The sequence below is a fragment of the Roseiarcus sp. genome, from assembly GCF_049514155.1.
In the GTDB taxonomy this organism is placed as follows: Bacteria; Pseudomonadota; Alphaproteobacteria; order Rhizobiales; family Beijerinckiaceae; genus Roseiarcus.
This window is the reverse complement of sequence record NZ_JBEKVH010000026.1, coordinates 1-17,289: the sequence shown is the minus strand read 5'-3', so window position 1 is coordinate 17,289 and position 17,289 is coordinate 1. Positions and strand designations below refer to the sequence as shown.

Here is a 17,289-nt window from a genome sequence, read left to right as displayed (position 1 = left end):
CCGGGCCCGTGCCGCCTCGTTCGCCAGCGCCAGTCTAACCGCTTTCGCGGCAAAATGAAGTGTCGCGACGCTTAGGCCGCGGCCGACGCCCGCTTGAAGATCACGGACGCGTTGGTGCCGCCGAAGCCGAACGAATTCGACAGCGCGATGTCGATTTTCCGCTTGCGCGCGACATGCGGCGCGAGGTCGATCGCCGTCTCGACCGACGGATTGTCGAGGTTGAGGGTCGGCGGCGCGATCTGGTCGCGGATCGCCAGAATGCAGAAGATCGACTCGACCGCGCCGGCCGCGCCGAGCAAATGGCCGATCGACGATTTGGTCGACGACATCGTCGCCGTCGCCGAGGCGTTGCCGAGCAGCCGCTCGACCGCCTTCAATTCGATCTCGTCGCCGACCGGCGTCGAGGTGCCGTGGGCGTTGATGTAGTCGATCTCGGACGGCGTGACGCCGGCGCGCTTCAGCGCCGCTCTCATCGAGCGATAGGCGCCGTCGCCGTCGGGCGCGGGCGAGGTGATGTGGTAGGCGTCGCCCGACATGCCGTAGCCGATCAACTCGGCGTAGATGCGGGCGCCGCGCGCCTTGGCGTGTTCGTATTCCTCGAGCACGACGCAGCCGGCCCCCTCGCCCATGACGAAGCCGTCGCGGTCGCGGTCGTAGGGGCGCGAGGCCTGCGTCGGCCGATCGTTGAAGCCGGTCGACAGCGCCCGGCAGGCGGCGAAGCCCGCCATCGCCAGACGGTTGACCGCCGATTCGGCGCCGCCGGCGACCATCACCTTGGCGTCGCCGAGCGCGATCAGCCGCCCGGCGTCGCCGATCGCGTGCGCACCGGTCGAGCAGGCGGTGACGACAGCGTGATTGGGCCCCTTGAGGCCGTGGGCGATCGACACCTGGCCGCCGGCGAGATTGATCAACCGGCCGGGGATGAAGAACGGCGAAATGCGCCGCGGCCCCTTCTCGTGCAGCGTCACCGACGCCTCGTAGATGCCGCCGAGGCCGCCGATGCCGGAGCCGATCAGCACGCCGGTGTCGATCTGATCCTCGTAGCTCTTGGGCGCCCAGTCGGCGTCCCTGAGCGCCTGGCCGGCGGCGGCGAGCGCAAAGACGATGAAGTCGTCGACCTTGCGCTGCTCCTTCGGCTCCATCCACTCGTCGGGATTGAACGCGTCGGGCGCGGCGCCGCGCGGCACCTGGGCGGCGATCTGGCAGGCGATGTCGGAAACGTCGAAGCTCTCGACCCGCGCCGCGCCGGACTCGCCCGCCAGCAGCCGGCGCCAGGTCGGCTCGACCCCGGCGGCCAGCGGCGTAACCATGCCGAGGCCGGTGACGACGACTCGATTCATAGCCGTTCCTCAGCTCCCTCCCGCGTCGCGTTCGCCGACTTCGAACGCGACAAGGGCCGGACTTGCGCCGGCCCTTGACATGCAGCGCGACAAGCGACGGCCGACGCCGTCACTTGCCGGCGGACGCCTTCTCGAGAAACTTGACCGCGTCGCCGACGGTGACGATCGTCTCGGCCTGATCGTCGGGAATTTCGACGCCGAACTCTTCTTCGAAGGCCATGACAAGCTCAACCGTATCGAGCGAATCGGCGCCGAGGTCGTCGATGAAATTGGCGTTGTCGACGACCTTGTCGGCGTCAACGCCGAGGTGCTCGACGACAATCTTTTTTACCCGCTCCGCCACGTCGCTCATTTCATTTGTTCCTTCGTTCGGTCAGGCGCGACAGACGCCCGGCAGTTGACCCCTGTTCCGACCATCAATCGATCGAGCTTGCGAACCGTCTCCAGCGCCCGGCGACCGCTCTGCGGCGGGCCGCGCCTCGAAACCGATTTCGTCCGGACGACCCCTCCGGCGTCAACCCCACGTCGTCAACGAACCGGCTCGATAGCATATCTCACCGAGCATGGCGAGAGCCCGAAAGCCTGAGTCCGCGCCGTCGATCGGTCGCGCCAAAGCCTTCAAATCATTGCCATACCGCCGTTGACGTGAAGGGTCTGGCCAGTGACGTAGGCGGCTTCGTCGCTCGCCAGATAGACAGCCGCGGCGCCGACGTCGGCGCCGGCGCCGAGCCGGCCCATCGGCACAGAGGCGAGGATGGCCTCACGCTGCTTGTCGTTGATCGCGTCCGTCATCGGGCTGGCGATGAAGCCCGGCGCGATGCAATTGGCGGTAATGCCGCGGCTCGCGACCTCCGCGGCGAGCGCCTTCGACATGCCGATCATGCCCGCTTTGGCGGCGGCGTAATTGCCCTGACCGGGATTGCCGGTGACGCCGACAATCGAAGTGACGCCAATGATGCGGCCGAAGCGACGGCGCATCATGCCTTTCAGACAGGCGCGCGACAGGCGGAACGCGGCGGTCAGGTCGACCGCGATCACGGTGTCCCAATCCGCGTCCTTCATCCGCATGAACAGGTTGTCGCGCGTGACGCCGGCGTTGTTGACGAGAATGTCGAGCGAGCCCATCGCCGCCTCCGCGGTGGGAACCAGCGCCTCGACCGCCGCCGCGTCGGCGAGATCGCAAGGCAGAACATGGGCGCGCGAACCGAGTTCGCCGGCGAGCGCCTCCAGCGCCTCGCGACGCGTGCCCGAAAGCGTCACCCTCGCGCCCTGCCCGTACAGCGCGCGCGCAATCGCGCCGCCAAGTCCACCCGAGGCGCCGGTGACGAGCGCCGTCTTTCCCGTGAGGTCGAACACCGCCTTGGCCTTTCCTTGTTTGGCGCGCCTTCAGACGGCGCGCGCCGCCTTATAGGCTTCGACGTCGGCCGGCGTCCCGACGCTGACCGCGCTCGCGCGCGTCGCGATGCGCTTGACCAGGCCGGCCAGAACCTTGCCGGCGCCGATCTCGACGAAGCGATCGACGCCTCGATCCGCCATGAACTGGACGCTCTCGCGCCAGCGCACCGCGCCGGTGACCTGGGAGACCAGGCTGGCGCGAATCGCCTCGGGATCGCTGAGCGGGCCGGCGACGAAATTGGCGACCAGCGGAACCTTCGGCTTGAGAATCGTCGTCGTCGCCAGCGCCGCCGCCATTGCGAACGCCGCCGGCTGCATCAACGCGCAATGGAACGGCGCCGACACCGGCAGCGGCAGCGCGCGCTTGGCGCCTTTGGCTTTGGCGATCTCCATCGCCCGCTCGACCGCGGCCTTCGCGCCCGAGATCACCACCTGTCCGCCGCCGTTATCGTTGGCGGCCTGGCAGACGCCGCCGTCCTTCGCCGCTTCCGCGGCGATCGCCGTCACCGCATCGAAGTCGAGGCCGAGGATCGCCGCCATCGCGCCCTCGCCGACCGGAACCGCCTGCTGCATCGCCGCGCCGCGGATGCGCAGCAATCGCGCCGCATCCTCGAGCGTCAAGGCGCCCGCCGCGCACAAGGCCGAATATTCGCCGAGCGAATGGCCGGCGACGAAGGCGGCGTCGCGCGCAACCTCCAGCCCGGCTTCGCTTTCGAGCGCGCGCAACGCGGCGAGGCTGGTCGCCATCAGCGCCGGCTGCGCGTTGGCGGTGAGCGTCAGCGCCGCATCGGGCCCTTCGAAGATCAGCTTCGACAACGGTTCGCCGAGCGCTGCGTCGACCTGCGCGAACACCTCGCGCGCGGCGGGAAACGCCTCGGCGAGCGCCTTGCCCATGCCGACCGTCTGCGAGCCCTGCCCCGGAAACACCAAGGCCGTCGTCATGCGCTCCTCCAAAACCGCGGGCGGAAAGACACGCGCCGGCGCGAACTGTCAAGAGCAGGCGCCGAATCTCCAGCGATCCGGCCGACCATAGGCGCATCCACGCCTGCCGGGTGCGGCTTATCCGCGCATTAACGCCTGCCGCCTAGCTTCGCGGCGATGAAGGCTGGGATTCAACCGATCTTGGCGACGTTGCGCGACGCCGAATGGCTGAACGGAACGCGCGCGCGCGTTTATCCGCGGCTGCTGCTCGCCGCCAGCGTCGGCTTGGCGCTGATCTGGATCGTCGCCGCGCGCGGCGGGATCGATCTCGCCGGCAAGCCGCTCGGCACGGATTTTCTCAGTTTCTTCGCCGCCTCCGAACTCACGCTGCAGGGCCGCGCGGCCGACGCCTACGACGTCGCCGCGCACTGGGCGGCGCAGAAGGCCTTGTTCGGTCCGGCGGTCGGCTATTCCGCCTTCTTCTATCCGCCGCCCTATCTCATCGTCTGCCTGCCGCTCGCGCTCGCCCCCTATTTCGTTTCGCTGATCGTCTGGCTGGCGGCGACCGGCTACGCCTATTGGCGCGCGTTGCGCGCCTGCGCCGGGCCGCGCTTGGACGCCGCGGTCCTGCTCGCTTTCCCCGCCTTCCTGGTCAACGCCGGCCACGGACAGAACGGCTTCCTCAGCGCGGCGCTGATCGGCGCCGGCGCATTGTGGCTCGAGCGACGGCCGATCGTCGCCGGTCTCATGTTCGGCGCCCTCGTCTACAAGCCGCAACTGGCGCTGATGATCCCGATCGCGCTGATCGCGTCGCGACGCTGGACGACCTTCGCCGCCGCCGCCGTCTCCGCCGCGGCGCTGTGCGCGGCGAGTTACCTGACCTGGGGCGAGGCGGTCTGGCGCGGCTTCCTCGACGCTTCGCCGCTGGCGCGCGCGGCGCTCGAGCGGCATCTCGTCGGCGACGAGAAGATGCAGAGCGTCTTCGCCGCGGTGCGGCTGCTGCACGGGCCGCTGGCGCTCGCCTATTGCGCGCAGGGCGCGACCGCGCTCGCCGCCGCGGCGGCGCTCATCTGGCTGCAACGGCGCGACTTCCGCGGCTCGAGCGAGGGGCCGGCGCTCGTCGCCGCGACGCTGCTGGCGAGCCCCTTCCTGCTCGACTACGACCTGACGCTGCTCGCCTTCCCGCTCGTCTATCTGGCGCGCGAGGGGCTCGAGCGCGGCTTCGCGCCGTACGAGAAGAGCGTCCTCGTCCTCGCCTATCTGCTGCCGCTCGCGTCGCGGATTCTCGCCGGCGGGCTCGATCTGCCCATCGCCGCGCCGACCATCGCCGCGACGCTCTATTTCGTCGCCCGCCGCCGGCCGGCCGGACCGGCGCCGGCCGCGCCATTGATCGCAAGCGCAGAATCATAGAGTGAAGGATATCGGCGTCGCGGCGAATGGTCGCCGGCGCTCTATGAGGCTCGACGACTTGGCCCCTGCTCCCGGAAAGAGCTGCGGTTCGTGCACGATGTGCTGCACGGCGCTGGAAATTCCCGAGTTCAACAAGCCCGCCGGCCCGCCGTGCGAGCACTGCATCGCCTCCGGCGGCTGCAAGATCTACACGAGCAGGCCGCAGCTTTGCCGCGACTTCGAGTGCGAATGGCTGACCGAACGCACGCTGCCGGCGACGCTGCGCCCCGACCGGGTCGGCACGATCCTGATGGAGGCCGACGACACCGACGAATATCGCGCCGTCTGCTCGCCAAGCCGCCCTAACGCCTGGCGCCACCCGCAGGTCTTCGCCCACCTGGTGCGCATCGCCAAAACCGGCCGCACCGTAGTCGCCAAAGCCGGCTTGAACTCGTGGCGGATTTTCGCTTCCGGCGAATGGGGGCCGACCATCTGAGCATGGCGCCTACTTGTTAGGCGCCTCGCCGCCGCTTAAGGCAGCCGCCGCGCGCAGTAACCCTTCCGCCGCGATCCAACGCCCGCCCGGTGGCGCCGGCCGGGCCGCGATGCTATGGACGACCCTTCACCACGCTCAAATCTTGGCGAATTTTCGCGGACGCAGGATTCGGGCGAGCCCGACGCGCGCGATCGAGGGAGACCTCCGGCCCATGAAGAAAGTCGAAGCGATCATCAAGCCTTTCAAGCTCGACGAAGTCAAAGAAGCGTTGCAGGAGGCGGGGGTGCAGGGGATCACGGTGTTGGAAGCCAAGGGCTTCGGCCGCCAGAAAGGCCACACCGAACTCTATCGCGGCGCGGAATACGTCGTCGACTTCCTGCCCAAAGTGAAGATCGAGGTCGTGGTCGCCGACGAAAATCTCGCCGCCACGGTCGAGGCGATCCGGCGGGCGGCCCAGACCGGCCGCATCGGCGATGGCAAGATATTTGTATCGCAAATCGACGAAGCCATCCGCATTCGCACCGGCGAAACCGGCGCGGACGCGGTCTGACGGCGTCTTTTTGACGCGCGAGGCGCTTTCTTTCGAGGACTTCCCGCCGTCAGGCGGCGGGCAGGGGCACGACCGAACACGAGCAAGAAAGGCACACCATGAAGACCGCCAAGGATGTCCTGAAGGCGATCAAGGACAATGATGTAAAATATGTCGACCTGCGGTTCACCGACCCGCGCGGCAAGTGGCAGCACGTCACCTTCGATCAGACGATCATTGACGAAGAGTCGCTGTCCGACGGCCTGATGTTCGACGGCTCGTCGATCGCCGGCTGGCGGGCGATCAACGAGTCCGACATGACCTTGATGCCGGATCTGGCCTCGGCCTGCATGGACCCGTTCTTCGCCGCCTCGACGATGGTCATCAACTGCGACATTCTCGATCCCGCCAGCGGCCAGCCCTACAACCGCGACCCGCGCGGCGTCGCCAAGAAGGCCGAAGCCTACCTGAAGTCGACCGGCATCGGCGACACCGCCTTCTTCGGCCCGGAAGCCGAATTCTTCGTTTTCGACGACGTCCGCTTCAAGGCCGACCCTTACAACACCAGCGCCATCGTCGACTCGATCGAGCTGCCGAGCAACTCCGACACGGCCTACGAAGGGGGCAACCTCGGCCACCGCATGCGCACCAAGGGCGGCTACTTCCCCGTCCCGCCGCAGGATTCGGCGCAGGACATGCGCGGCGAAATGCTGGCGGCGATGGCGCAGATGGGCGCGGTGGTCGAAAAGCACCACCACGAAGTCGCTTCGGCCCAGCACGAGCTCGGCCTCAAATTCGGCCCGCTGACCCAAATGGCCGACAACCTGCAGATCTACAAGTACTGCATCCACATGGTCGCCCAGAGCTACGGCAAGACGGCGACCTTCATGCCGAAGCCGGTCTATGGCGACAACGGCTCGGGCATGCACGTCCACCAGTCGATCTGGAAGGGCGGCAAGCCGATGATGGCCGGCAACAAATACGCCGACCTCAGCCAGGAATGCCTCTACTACATCGGCGGCATCATCAAGCACGCCAAGGCGCTCAACGGCTTCACCAACCCCTCGACCAACAGCTACAAGCGCCTGGTCCCGGGCTTCGAGGCGCCGGTGCTGCTGGCTTATTCGGTGCGCAACCGTTCGGCCTCCTGTCGTATTCCGTGGACCTCCAACCCGAAGGCGAAGCGCGTCGAAGTGCGTTTCCCCGATCCGATGGCCAACCCTTACTTCGCCTTCGCGGCGATGCTGATGGCCGGCCTCGACGGCATCCAGAACAAGATCGACCCCGGCCAGGCGATGGACAAGGACCTCTACGATCTGCCGCCGAAGGAGCTCAAGAAGATCCCGACGGTGTGCGGCAGCTTGCGCGAGGCGCTCTCGAACCTCGACAAGGACCGCGCCTTCCTCAAGGCGGGCGACGTGTTCAGCGACGACCTCATCGACAGCTACATCGAGCTGAAGATGACCGAGGTGCACCGCTTCGAGATGACCCCGCATCCGGTCGAGTTCGACATGTACTATTCGCTCTGAGCCGCCGCGCTCAGCGACGCGAAGGGGCGGCCCACGGGGCCGCCCCTTTTCGTTTGAGGCGCGGAAGCCTCCGCCGGAGTCCGCTCCGCCGTTCTGGACAGCGCCCGCCATTGGCATCATCCTTCGACGACGCGGCCGGCGAGCCGCGACCGGAGGAGCCGACGATGACGCCAGCCTACGCCACGCTCTCGCACGCTCTTCCTTCGCTACGCCGCGCCGCCGCCGCAATGGCCGCGCTCGCCGCGCTGAGCTTGTCCGCGAACGCCTACGCCGCCGACGTCGATCATGGCGAGACGCTGGCCAAGCGCTGGTGCGCCGCCTGCCACGTCGTCGCGTCCGACCAGAGCCATGGGCAGGATAACGCGCCGCCGTTCGCGACGATCGCCAAGATCCCCGGCTTCGACGCCAATGCGATCGCGCGCTTCCTGATGAACCCGCACCCGAAGATGCCGGACATGCAGATTTCGCGCGACGAAGCCGACGATCTCGCCGCCTATATCGTCCGCCAGGGCAAGTAAGGGCGAGGACTGGAGACAGAGCCGCTGTCCTGGCGGGCCGGCGTCTCGAGTTTTGCGATTCCGCGGCGTGCGAGGTTCGCTTCGCAGACCTCGGGATCCGTCAGAACTCTATTACCGTATCGGTGTAGCGCGCCAACGCAGCGTCGGCCGTCAGCAGGCGCAGCGGTTCGTTCAGCGCTTGCGCGATCAGCATTCTGTCGAACGGATCGGCGTGCAGATGCGGCAACGCCTCCACCGCGGCGGCGTGCTGCGGCGTGACGTTCAGCATGCGGTAACCCGCCGCAAGAAAGGCTTCGAGCGCGACGGCGCCGGAAAACGGCGGAGCGCCCGTCCGCTTTCGCAGAGCGAATTTGATCGCAATCTCCCAAATGCTCACGGCGGAGACGAACACGTCGTTCGTTTCGTCGCCGATCAGCGCGATAGCCTGAGCGCTCAATCGCTTCGTGTCGGTCAGCGCCCAGATTGCGGCTTGGGTATCCAGAAGAATCCTCACTTGCGCGCTCGGAAGAGGCGCGCGATCGCATCATTGGCGGCGTCGAACTCCGCCTGCGACGAGGACGGATATCGTCCCTCGAGCAGCCCCAACCGTTTGCCGACAGGCGCTGGGGCGCCGATCGGCACGAGTCGCGCCGCCGGCTTACCGTTTCGCGCGATGACGATTTCGCTCGTCGCGCCGCTTTCCACTTCTTCGACGAGCCGGGAAAGATGCGTCTTGGCTTCAAGCATGTTGACGATGGGCATGGCGCCACCTTGACTAACCCTGACTAAGGTAGCGCCTAAGGGCAATTCCGGCAAGCGCCAGCCGCGACGGCAACGACGCCGGTAAGTTCAACCCGCCGCGGGCGTTCAAAGCGACGGACGCCCCGCCCCGCTCACGCGGCGATCAGACCCTTCATCGGCGCGACGCCGAGCGTGTCGGGGAACACGGCGCGCGCCAGCGCGTCGGCCGACAGGCCGAGATGTTCGGCGAGCACGCCTTTCAGCACGGCGCGCAGATCGGTCGTCGGCCTGAGGTCGCGGCTCTCGTAGAGATCGGCGACCTCGAGCCCCGGCCAGTCGGCGACGACGCGCCCGCCGGCGAGCGCGCCGCCGGCGAGGAAGGCGACCGTCGCCGTGCCGTGGTCGGTGCCGATGGTGCCGTTGATGCGGGCGGTGCGGCCGAACTCGGTGATCGCGACGATGATCGTGTCGTTCCAGCGCGGGCCGAGTTCGCTCTCGAACGCGGCGAAGGCGCCGTCGAGTCCGCCGAGCAATTGCGCCAGGCGGCCGGTCGCGCCGCCCTCGTTGGCGTGGGTGTCCCAACCGTCGAACGCCAGCGCGCCGACGCGCGGGCCGTCGTCGACCGCCATCAGCCGCGCCGCGCCCTCGGCCGCCTTGCGCATCAACAGCGCCAAGTCGCCGCCGGGCTTGAGCGCGTCCATGCCCTGCCGATTGGCGAGCCGGTCGGCGTCGAGCCCGGCCTGCAGCGCCTTGGCGAGCGCCGGATCCGTATGGTCGTAGAGGTCCATCAGCCGAGCCAGCAGATCGTCGGTCGGCGCGGCGAGGCCTGAAGGCGCCCAGCCGAGAATCGGCGCCGGGCCGCGGATGACCAGCGGCGCGGTCGCGCCGACCGCCAGCGCGCGCGCGCCGCCGACCCGTTCGCCGGCCGGCAGCGCCGCCACGGCGCGGTTGAGCCAGCCGCTGTCGACCCGGCCTGGCCCCGGCATGCCGCTTTCGAGCACATCCTGGCCGTCGAAATGCGACCGTTCACGATAATTTGTCGCCGTCGCATGGACCACCAGCGCCTGCTTGGCGTCGTACAGCCGAGCGAAATTGACCATCGCCGGGTTGAGACCGAAGAAATCGCCGAGCCGCAACGCCGGATGCGGCCCGTCCCAGCGCAGCGCCAACGCGCCGTGCAGGCCGGAATAGCCCGGATCGCCGATCGGCGCGACGGCGGAGAGCCCGTCGAGGGCGCCGCGCAGCACGACGACGACGAGGCGCGGATCGCGCGCGCCCGCCGCGCTCGCCCAACGCGGGATTGTCGCGGCGGCGAAGGTCGCGCCGGCGGCGGTCAAGATCTGGCGACGGCTCGGATGCGGCCAAAAGTCTGCGGCGGTCATCGCTTACCTCCGTTGGAATTCGGGCGACAGAATCAGCAGCGCATAGGCCTGCTCGCGCGTCTCGGCGCGCGCCACCGCCTCGCGCGTCGCGCTCGACGCGGTCGGGCCGAGCACGTCCTCGAGCAGCGCGGCCGGCCTCGGCGCATCCTTGATCTGGCCGGCGAAGCGCGCGGCGAGTTCGACCCGCGTCTTCATGCCCTCGGGCGAAGCCCAAGCGGCGACGCTGTCGTCGGAAAATCCGTTGGGGCCGCCGGGCTGCCACAGCGGCATGCCGAGCAGATCGAGCGATGCCAGCGCCGGCCCGGCGTCGCTCGGGCTGCGGCCGAAGGCGCGGTAGGCGGCGACCGTCAGCTCCCAGGGATTGCGCACCTTGGCCGCCGGCATGCGCCAGGCCGCGTCGTCGGCGACGAGCGCGCGGGCGAGCGCGGCGAGGTCGCCGTCGCTGTCGCGAAACGTCTTGGCCAGGCGCGCGGCCAGAGCCGGATCGGGCGCGTCGGCGACGAAGTGGCGAGCAAGTTTTGTCGCCACGTGCCCGGCGGTCGCCGGCTCGCGGGCGAGATCGGCGAGCGCCGCCTCGCCCTGCGCGACGCCGTCCTCGACGTAGAGGCGTCCGCGCAATGTCGCCGCCAGCGGCTCGTGGGCGTTGAGGTTGAAGGCGAACGCGCCCGGCTCGCCGAGCTTGCCGTCGCGCCCGACGATCGTCCAGCCGGTGAGGATATACGCGAGCTGGGTCACGTCGGTCTGCGCATAGCCTGAGCCGACGCCCATCGTGTGCAATTCGAGGATTTCGCGCGCGAGGTTCTCGTTGAGCCCGGCATGGTTGTTGTGACCGACGATCGAGTTGGGGCCGATCGACTGCGCGTTGTCGAGGAAGTTCAGCATCGCCGGGTGCTGTTCGACCGCGCGCAGCATGTCGGCGAAGCGGCCGAGCACGTGCGGGCGGATCGCCTCGCGCTCGAACGCGCCGGCGGCGGCGCGGCAGATTCCGCTCTTGGCGACCGAGACGCAGAAGTGATTCGACCAGAACGCGGTCAGGCGCTCGACGAGGCCGATCGGCGCCGAACAGGCCTGCTCGAGCCGCGCTTGCGCTTCGGCGCGAAAGATCTGCTGCTCGGGCCGCGGCTCGTTCATCATCGAGGGCGGCGGCGGCGCGTCCAAGGGCGATGGCGGGAGCAACGCGGCGACGCTGGGGGCCGGCATGGCGCGCATAGCGAGGCGCGCCGCATCCTGGCGGTCGCGCTCCTGCTTGCGGCGCCAATCGTCGTCGTAGACGGCTTGCAGGATCTTCGGCGTCGAAAGGAGGTCGGGGCGGTCGATCCGCGCCCCTTCCTCAGCCGAGAGCTCCGCGAGCAGCGCCTGACGCGGGTCGCCGGAGCGGACCGCCCCTGGCCGCGCGCCGAGGCCGAATCGGTTGAATGCGAGGGTCCATGCGCTTTCCGCGGCGACCATCGTCCGCTCCGTCGTCAGCGCCCCCCGGCCCGCGCAATTGACGCCGACAAGATTGACTGGAACATGAACGCGAACACACAAATTCGCGAGCGGGACGCCCGGCGCCGAATCGGCGCGGCGGCGCCCAGGCTCGGTTTCCGCTCACAACGCCACGCCGGGAGTCGGTCGATTCGCCGGAATAAAAGCACTATATAGGCGTTCGCATTCCGCATTCACAAACAGGATATCCATGCCGCAAACCCGCCGAATCCTCATTGTCGACGACGATTCCGACTTGCGGCAGGCGCTGGGCGAACAGCTGTCGCTGCATCCCGAATTCGAGGTCGCCGAAGCCTCCGACGCCGCCGCGGCGCGTCTGGCGACCGCGAGCGCGCAGCCCGACATCGTCATCATGGACGTCGGCCTGCCCGACATGGACGGCCGCGAGGCGGTCAGGCACTTGCGCGCCGACGGCTTCAAGCGGCCCATCATCATGCTGACCGCCCACGATTCCGACGCCGACACGGTGATGGGCCTCGAATCGGGGGCCAACGATTATGTCGCCAAGCCGTTCCGCTTCGCCGTGCTGCTCGCGCGCATCCGTTTGCAGCTGCGCCAACACGACGCAAGCGAGGACGCCGAGTTCCAGATCGGCCGCTTCATCTTTCGGCCGGCGACCAAGCACCTGGTCGACGCCAAGGGCGTCAAGCTGCGGCTGACCGAGAAGGAGGCGGCGATCCTGCGTTTCCTCCATCGCGCCCAGCGCCAGGCGGTGCCGCGCGAGACGCTGCTGCGCGACGTCTGGGGCTACAACGCCAACGTCACCACGCATACGCTCGAGACGCACATCTATCGCCTGCGGCAAAAGATCGAGGACGACCCGACCGAGGCGCGGCTGCTCGTCACCGACGGCGGCGGCTACAAGCTATTGTCGTGAACGGTTCGCGCGGAGCGCCTCGCCCATGAGCCTCGAATCCAACGTCCGCCGCATGGCGGGCACCCGTCCCTTCGACCTATTGCCGCGCGAGGCGGTGCAGCTGATCGCCTTCTCCTGCGATCGGCGGATGCTGAAGGCCGGCGAATCGCTGTTCAACGTCGGCGAGCCGGCCGATGCGGCCTATTTCGTGCTGTCGGGCGAGCTGTCGCTCGCCGTCGACGCCGCCGAACGGCGGGTCGAGCCCGGCGCGCTCGTCGGCGAGACGGCGCTGATGGCCGACGTCCAGCGTCGCGCCGCGGCGAAAGCGACCGAAGACAGCGAATTGCTGCGCATTCCCGGCGCGGTGTTTCGTCGCGTCTTGTCGGAGTTTCCGCGCGCGGCGGTCAAGGTGCGCGCCGCCGCCGTCGCCCGCGCGCGCGACTTCGTCGACCAGCTCGACGAGAAGCGCGCGCGCCTGTTCGAGGGCTAGTTCCGCCGCAGCGACGAATCGGCGAGGACGAAATCGGCCTTGGCGGCGCGGCCATGATGGCCTTCGATCCCGATCGGCGCGGAGCGGGCAGGGTGCAACGCGACGAGCGCCGCAGCCGCCAGCACCGCGAAGCCGACCGCAAGCGACAGCGAGAACTGACGCCGCGTCGTCGCCGCATCGAGCCTGACGCCGCCGCTGTCGAGAATGAAGCGCCGTTCGGCCATGTCGCTCTCCCGCTTTCCGCCTCGCCTCGGACTTACGGTCTGGATCTCGCGTCCCCGCCGCGCCTTTGACAGCAGTCGCCGCGCAAGGCTTGTCTAGGCGCCCGACATTTCGGTCCGCCGACGGAGAGCCCCGATGACCGACGCCCGAACCACAGCGCTCGCCGCCGCGCACGCCCCCAGCGCCGCCGACATCGACGCGCTCACCCACGCCGCGTTCACCAAGCTGCCCGCGACTTTCCGCCGCCTGTGCGAGGGCCTGGTCATCCAGGTGGTCGATTTCCCCGACGACGAGACGCTGGACGAGATGGGGGCCCAGAGCGAGTTCGACCTGCTCGGCCTGTTCCGCGGCCGCGGCCTGGCGCATCGTCCCGCAGTCGAGGAAACCGGCGCGCTGCCCAACATGATCTGGCTCTATCGTCGTCCGCTGCTCGACTTCTGGTGCGAGGGCGAGGACACGCTCGGCGCGGTCGTGACCCATGTCCTCGTGCACGAGATCGGCCACCATTTCGGCCTCTCCGACGACGACATGGCGGCGATCGAGGCCAAGGCGGGCTGAACGGCGGCGAGGACGCGCCCTTCACAAGGGCGTCACCGAGGCTATAGACTATAGCGGCGGTCGGATTCGCGCCGACCGGGCGGGACGTGAGGGAGAACGGAGCGTCTTTTGACGGTTCATGTTCAAGCGGTGTCGCCGGAGACATGTCCGGCCCTGGTGCTCAACGCGGACTTCCGTCCCCTGAGCTACTACCCGCTATCGATCTGGTGCTGGCAGGACGCGATCAAGGCGGTCTTTCTCGACCGCGTCAACATCGTCTCTGAATACGACACGCTGGTTCGCAGCCCGTCTTTCGAAATGCGGCTGCCGTCGGTCGTCTCGCTCAAGAGCTACGTCAAGCCGTCGCGTTTTCCCGCCTTCACGCGGTTCAACGTGTTCCTGCGCGACCGCTTCACCTGCCAGTATTGCGGCGAGCGCGAAGACCTCACCTTCGATCACGTCGTCCCCCGCTCCAAGGGCGGCGTAACGACCTGGGAGAACGTCGTCGCCGCATGCTCGGCCTGCAATCTCAGGAAGGCCGATCTGCTGCCGTCGGTCGCGCGCATGTTTCCGGCCCGCCATCCCTATCAGCCGACGGTGCACGACCTGCATCAGAACGGCCGGCTGTTCCCGCCCAATTACCTCCACACCTCGTGGATGGACTACCTTTACTGGGACAGCGAACTCGAGCCGTGAGGCTTGACGTAACATCCGCTTAAGCATCAGCCGGGATGGTTACGCAGCGTTCAATGCGTTCGCTGGCAATTTAGCGATTTCTTAGCGGACCTGGCCTTTTCTGCCGTCGCGGTTTCTCGAACGGCGGACTCGCGATGCCCATGCCGGCCTCTCTCAACGCCCTTCCGATCTCGTCCTCTTCGGCTGCCCAGCAGGGCGCGGAGCTCACTTGGCGCTGGGCAATGGCGCGCGTCGGCGACGACGCGCCGCCGCGCTTCGAAGACCTGATGCTCGACGGCCTTGGCGCGATCGACGACCGCATCGTTCTGCTCGCCCGCGCCGGATCCGAGTGGGAGATCCGCCGCCTCGGCCGCGCCGTGGTCGAATGCCTGGGCGGCGGCGGGCGCGAGACGCGGTTGAGCGAGCTTGCCCCCGATTGCGGCTTCGCGCTCGCACAGGCGGCCGACCGGGCCGCCGCGGACGGCGAGCCGCGCCAGCGCGAAGCCTATTTCGCGCGCCACGGTCAGGCCCAGCGCTACGACATCCTCGCTTTGCCGCTCGCCAACCGTTGGGGTTCGCGGCTCGTCGCCATCCATCTGGCCGAGCGGGGCCCGCGCTACAACCTGATCGACGCCGTGTTTCACGCCAGCGACGACGGCGTGATGGCGCTCGCGGTCATCCACGACGACGCGCGGCGGCCGGTCGACTTCCAGATTGTCGACCTCAACGCGGCGGCCGCCAAGCTGCTCGGCGCGCCGGCGGAAGGCTTGCGCTGGCGCCGACTGGGCGAAGAAGGCCTCGGCTTCGCGGTCGGGCCGCTGGCGGAAAACCTGCGCCGGCTGATCGCAGCCGGAGGCGAACGCGAACGCTTCGAGCTGACGTTTCCCGCCGAAGCGGCGGCGCGATGCGTCGGCGTCAACCTGACGCGCATGGACGACCTGTTCTGCGCCACCTTGACCGACCTCACCGAACTCAAGCAGCGCGAGGAATCCTATCGGCTGCTGTTCGAAGCCAATCCGATGCCGATGTGGATCGTCGACGCGCGCACACGGCGCTTGCTTGCGGTCAACGACGCCGCGATCGAGCATTACGGCTATTCGCGCGACCGCTTCCTCGCCATGTCCGCCGACGAACTGCGGATCGACGACGCCGAGGCGGAGAAAGCGCCCGTCGAAGCCGACGCGCGCGCCGGCCGACACGAGCGTCATCGCCGCGCCGGCCGCGAGCCGATCGACGCGCTCGTCTTCGCCCGCGCCATCGCCTACGCCGGCGACGCGGCCGAGCTGACGGTGATCGCCGACATCACCGAGCGCCGCCGCGCCGCGGCGGAAGCGGCTTTTCTCGCGCGCCATGACGCTCTGACGGGCTTGAGCAACCGCGCCGACTTCAGCGCCCGCCTGGCAAGCGCGATCGAGACCGGCCGCGCCGACGGGCGGCGGCTGGCGATCTGCTGCGTCGACCTCGACCTGTTCAAGGGCGTCAACGACACCTATGGCCATCCGACCGGCGACCGGCTGCTGCGCATGGTGGCGCAGCGCCTGCGCGACGCGCTCGGCGAAGGCGACTTCGCGGCGCGGATCGGCGGCGACGAATTCGCCGTCGTCCTCGACGCCGCCGCCGCGCCGGACGCGATCGACGCGACGGCGACGCGAATGATCGAGACCCTGTCGCTGCCTTATGCGATCGACGGAATTGAGGTGACGATCGGCGCCAGCGTCGGCGTCGCGCTGTTCCCCGCCGACGGCGCCAGCGCCGACGAATTGATCAAGAACGCCGACCTCGCGCTCTATCAGGCGAAGTCGGAGGGGCGACGCCGCCATCGCTACTTCCAGAAGGACTTGCAGCGCGCCGCCCTGGAGCGAAGGGAGCTCGAAGCCGATCTGCGCGGCGCGCTGGCCGAACGCCAGCTCGAGGTCCATTACCAGCCGCTGGTCGACATTTCCGGTCGTCGCGTCACCGGCTTCGAGGCGCTGTTGCGCTGGCGCCATCCGACCCGCGGCATGATCGCGCCCAACGACTTCATCCCGATCGCCGAGGCGAACGGGACGATCGTGCCGATCGGCGAATGGGTGCTGCGCACCGCCTGCGCCGAGGCGGCGACCTGGCCGGACGAGATCGCCGTCGCCGTCAATCTGTCGGCGATCCAGTTCCGCACCGCCAACCTGACCCAGACGGTGATCTCCGCCCTCGCCCAGTCGGGCCTCGCGCCGCAACGGCTCGAGCTCGAAATCACCGAGAGCGCGCTGCTCGCCGACACCGCTTCGACCGCCGCGACGCTGCACGCCCTGCGTCGCTTCGGCGTCCGCATCGCCCTCGACGATTTCGGCACCGGCTATTCGAGCCTCAGCCACCTGCGCGGCTTTCCGTTCGACAAGATCAAGATCGACCGCTCGTTCGTCAAAGACCTCGCCGAGCGACGCGACTGCACGGCGATCATCACGGCGATTTCAAGCCTCGCGCGCAGCCTCGGCATCGCCACCACCGCCGAAGGGGTCGAAACCGCCGAGCAGCTCGACTTCCTGCGCGCGCAGGGCTGCACTCAGGCCCAAGGCTTCTTGTTCAGCCCGGCGCGGCCGCGCGCCGACCTCGCCGCGCTGCTCGGCCGCATCAACGGCGGCGAATTGGCGGCGGCCTGAGCGGCGCCCGTCCCGACCGGCTCGCTTACGCGCTCGCGCGCGAAGCGAGGCCGAGCTGGCCGAACGAGTCTTCGACCAGGCTCATGTGGTGGAACATCGCGGCGTGGGCGGCGGCGGCGTCGCAGGCGAGGATCGCCTTGACGACGATTGCGTGCTCGCCGTGCGA

19 protein-coding genes are annotated in these 17,289 nt (G+C 68.6%); 10 read left to right on the top strand and 9 right to left on the bottom strand.

All coding sequences use genetic code 11. The features are described from left to right. Window positions 1–71: 71 nt before the first annotated feature. From fabF to fabD, 4 genes are all read right to left on the bottom strand, one after another. On the bottom strand, window positions 72–1,340 hold the full coding sequence (gene fabF / locus ABSF49_RS06080) for a beta-ketoacyl-ACP synthase II (RefSeq protein WP_424111737.1): 1,269 nt from the start codon (window positions 1,338–1,340) through the stop codon (window positions 72–74). Window positions 1,341–1,449: 109 nt separating this feature from the next. After that, a complete protein-coding gene (locus tag ABSF49_RS06075; RefSeq protein WP_424111736.1) occupies window positions 1,450–1,692 on the bottom strand; it encodes an acyl carrier protein in 243 nt (80 codons plus the stop codon). Window positions 1,693–1,958: 266 nt separating this feature from the next. Then, on the bottom strand, window positions 1,959–2,696 hold the full coding sequence (gene fabG, locus ABSF49_RS06070) for a 3-oxoacyl-[acyl-carrier-protein] reductase (RefSeq protein ID WP_424111735.1): 738 nt from the start codon (window positions 2,694–2,696) through the stop codon (window positions 1,959–1,961). Window positions 2,697–2,726: 30 nt separating this feature from the next. Next, the gene (gene fabD / locus ABSF49_RS06065; protein ID WP_424111734.1) at window positions 2,727–3,677 is read right to left on the bottom strand and encodes an ACP S-malonyltransferase; all 951 of its coding nucleotides are present in this window, start codon (window positions 3,675–3,677) and stop codon (window positions 2,727–2,729) included. A gap of 180 nt (window positions 3,678–3,857) precedes the next feature. Between fabD and ABSF49_RS06060 the strand changes: the two genes are divergently transcribed. From ABSF49_RS06060 to ABSF49_RS06040, 5 genes are all read left to right on the top strand, one after another. Then, window positions 3,858–5,066, top strand: a complete 1,209-nt coding sequence (locus ABSF49_RS06060) for a glycosyltransferase family 87 protein (RefSeq protein ID WP_424111733.1) — start codon at window positions 3,858–3,860, stop codon at window positions 5,064–5,066. 58 nt (window positions 5,067–5,124) lie between these two features. After that, on the top strand, window positions 5,125–5,541 hold the full coding sequence (locus ABSF49_RS06055; RefSeq protein WP_424111732.1) for a hypothetical protein: 417 nt from the start codon (window positions 5,125–5,127) through the stop codon (window positions 5,539–5,541). A gap of 211 nt (window positions 5,542–5,752) precedes the next feature. Beyond that, the gene (locus ABSF49_RS06050) at window positions 5,753–6,091 is read left to right on the top strand and encodes a P-II family nitrogen regulator (RefSeq protein WP_424111731.1); all 339 of its coding nucleotides are present in this window, start codon (window positions 5,753–5,755) and stop codon (window positions 6,089–6,091) included. A gap of 98 nt (window positions 6,092–6,189) precedes the next feature. Continuing rightward, window positions 6,190–7,599, top strand: a complete 1,410-nt coding sequence (gene glnA / locus ABSF49_RS06045) for a type I glutamate--ammonia ligase (protein ID WP_424111730.1) — start codon at window positions 6,190–6,192, stop codon at window positions 7,597–7,599. Between the two features lie 164 nt (window positions 7,600–7,763). Then, entirely contained in the window at window positions 7,764–8,117 is a 354-nt protein-coding gene (locus tag ABSF49_RS06040; RefSeq protein ID WP_424111729.1) for a c-type cytochrome, read from the top strand. A 100-nt stretch (window positions 8,118–8,217) separates the two neighbouring features. Here the strand turns inward: ABSF49_RS06040 and ABSF49_RS06035 are convergent, their stop codons facing one another. The 4 genes from ABSF49_RS06035 to ABSF49_RS06020 form a co-directional block, all read right to left on the bottom strand. Continuing rightward, window positions 8,218–8,610, bottom strand: coding sequence for a type II toxin-antitoxin system VapC family toxin (locus ABSF49_RS06035; protein WP_424111728.1), 393 nt, complete (start codon window positions 8,608–8,610; stop codon window positions 8,218–8,220). Further along, window positions 8,607–8,912, bottom strand: a complete 306-nt coding sequence (locus ABSF49_RS06030) for a type II toxin-antitoxin system Phd/YefM family antitoxin (protein ID WP_424111727.1) — start codon at window positions 8,910–8,912, stop codon at window positions 8,607–8,609. The genes ABSF49_RS06035 and ABSF49_RS06030 overlap by 4 nt, the downstream gene beginning before the upstream one ends. 77 nt (window positions 8,913–8,989) lie before the next feature. Continuing rightward, window positions 8,990–10,219 (bottom strand): DUF1501 domain-containing protein, encoded by a 1,230-nt coding sequence (locus ABSF49_RS06025; RefSeq protein WP_424111726.1) that lies wholly within the window; start codon window positions 10,217–10,219, stop codon window positions 8,990–8,992. Between the two features lie 3 nt (window positions 10,220–10,222). Further along, on the bottom strand, window positions 10,223–11,668 hold the full coding sequence (locus ABSF49_RS06020) for a DUF1800 domain-containing protein (protein WP_424111725.1): 1,446 nt from the start codon (window positions 11,666–11,668) through the stop codon (window positions 10,223–10,225). 229 nt (window positions 11,669–11,897) lie between these two features. On the opposite strand from ABSF49_RS06020, the gene ABSF49_RS06015 reads away from it, so the two are divergent. Together ABSF49_RS06015 and ABSF49_RS06010 are read left to right on the top strand one after the other, a co-directional pair. After that, window positions 11,898–12,584 (top strand): response regulator transcription factor, encoded by a 687-nt coding sequence (locus tag ABSF49_RS06015; protein ID WP_424111724.1) that lies wholly within the window; start codon window positions 11,898–11,900, stop codon window positions 12,582–12,584. 25 nt (window positions 12,585–12,609) lie between these two features. Further along, a complete protein-coding gene (locus ABSF49_RS06010) occupies window positions 12,610–13,053 on the top strand; it encodes a cyclic nucleotide-binding domain-containing protein (protein WP_424111723.1) in 444 nt (147 codons plus the stop codon). Here ABSF49_RS06010 and ABSF49_RS06005 read toward each other — a convergent pair. Then, the gene (locus ABSF49_RS06005) at window positions 13,050–13,277 is read right to left on the bottom strand and encodes a hypothetical protein (RefSeq protein ID WP_424111722.1); all 228 of its coding nucleotides are present in this window, start codon (window positions 13,275–13,277) and stop codon (window positions 13,050–13,052) included. The two genes, ABSF49_RS06010 and ABSF49_RS06005, sit on opposite strands and share 4 nt — an antisense overlap. A 133-nt stretch (window positions 13,278–13,410) precedes the next feature. On the opposite strand from ABSF49_RS06005, the gene ABSF49_RS06000 reads away from it, so the two are divergent. From ABSF49_RS06000 to ABSF49_RS05990, 3 genes are all read left to right on the top strand, one after another. After that, complete coding sequence (locus ABSF49_RS06000) at window positions 13,411–13,833, top strand: metallopeptidase family protein (protein ID WP_424111721.1); 423 nt, start codon at window positions 13,411–13,413, stop codon at window positions 13,831–13,833. 108 nt (window positions 13,834–13,941) lie between these two features. Beyond that, the gene (locus ABSF49_RS05995; RefSeq protein WP_424111720.1) at window positions 13,942–14,508 is read left to right on the top strand and encodes an HNH endonuclease; all 567 of its coding nucleotides are present in this window, start codon (window positions 13,942–13,944) and stop codon (window positions 14,506–14,508) included. A 221-nt stretch (window positions 14,509–14,729) separates the two neighbouring features. Next, window positions 14,730–17,123, top strand: coding sequence for a putative bifunctional diguanylate cyclase/phosphodiesterase (locus tag ABSF49_RS05990; protein WP_424111719.1), 2,394 nt, complete (start codon window positions 14,730–14,732; stop codon window positions 17,121–17,123). Window positions 17,124–17,289 lie beyond the last annotated feature (166 nt).